Origin of the sequence: Thiolapillus sp. (assembly GCF_048562965.1) — a bacterium.
Classification (GTDB): domain Bacteria; phylum Pseudomonadota; class Gammaproteobacteria; order Chromatiales; family Chromatiaceae; genus Thiolapillus; species Thiolapillus brandeum_A.
In genome coordinates this window covers 1-889 of record NZ_JBHNMF010001097.1, presented here as the reverse complement: position 1 = coordinate 889, position 889 = coordinate 1, and the positions used below count along the sequence as shown (strand labels likewise).

The 889-nt window shown below is 56.4% G+C and carries 2 protein-coding genes; both read right to left on the bottom strand.

Going from position 1 to position 889, the window contains the following annotated elements; genetic code table 11:
* Nucleotides 1–11: 11 nt before the first annotated feature.
* Nucleotides 12–638 carry an AmmeMemoRadiSam system protein A gene (amrA, locus tag ACOCD2_RS22545; protein ID WP_293649603.1) on the bottom strand — a complete coding sequence of 209 codons (627 nt, stop codon included), beginning with the start codon at nucleotides 636–638 and terminating at the stop codon, nucleotides 12–14.
* Nucleotides 625–889 (bottom strand): AmmeMemoRadiSam system protein B (amrB, locus tag ACOCD2_RS22540; protein ID WP_293653587.1); only part of this gene is annotated, 265 nt, incomplete at its 5' end. The genes amrA and amrB, both read right to left, overlap by 14 nt.

The window sequence follows — 889 nt, the reverse complement described above, 5'->3', positions numbered from 1 at the left end:
TACATAAAGAATCAGGAACGGGAAGAGAAGCGCCAAGAGCAGTTAAGGTTGGTGGGACTCTGACAATAGCCCCCTCCGGGGGCTTTCATCATACTACCCGCTCTGCGGGTAGTATTTGATTTTGCCGGCAGACCTGCCTTGAGTTTCAGGTGGGCGAGAAATTCTTCCTGCCTGGGCAACTGCTCCCATACCGATGGCAGGAAGGTGCCGCGGTAGTAGCCATCCTGCAAGATAAGACCATCCACGCCAGGACGGATCTGGCGCAAAAGGTCTTCTTCGGAAGCGAAGGAAAGAGGCTGCGGCGGGCTCAGCACGGAAATATGGATTTCCAGACGGTCGAATTCTCGCTCGCTGACGGGAGGAAAGTGGCTGTCCTGAAAGGCGGCGCTGAAGGCATTGTCCGCCACATCCCTGATCAGCGGCTGAATGGCCTCCAGATGACCGATGCAGCCACGCAGTTTCCCATCCTCATTCAGGGTCACGAAGGTAGCGCGTTCCGCCTGCAGGGCTTCTTCGAAATCTGCAGGATTCACCACCAGCGGGTGTCCTTCCCGCAGTCCTGTGCGGATGGACTCCCGGGCAGTCTGCAGCAGAACAGCCCGCTGCTGTTCGTTCAGTGTGTGATCAGTTGAAGACATAAGCACCATACCCCACCACGCGGCTCTTATCACCTGCGGTATCGCCAGAGTTGCGTAAATCCACGGTTCTGGCATGCAGGCCATGTTCTTTGGCAGTCACCAGCAGACCGCTTACGGGAATACGACCGCAGGCGTCATCGAAACCGATGGCGTCCGGCTGAAGCGATTCGATGGCCTGCGTGGTATGTAGGTCTTTCTCCCTGGCAGTGTAATAATCCAGGAAATGACTGAGATCGGAACTGATGACGATC

Bases quoted from the DNA above. Each gene is read 5' to 3' on its own strand.
- amrA (WP_293649603.1), bottom strand. From the start codon at position 638: ATGTCTTCAACTGATCACACACTGAACGAACAGCAGCGGGCTGTTCTG.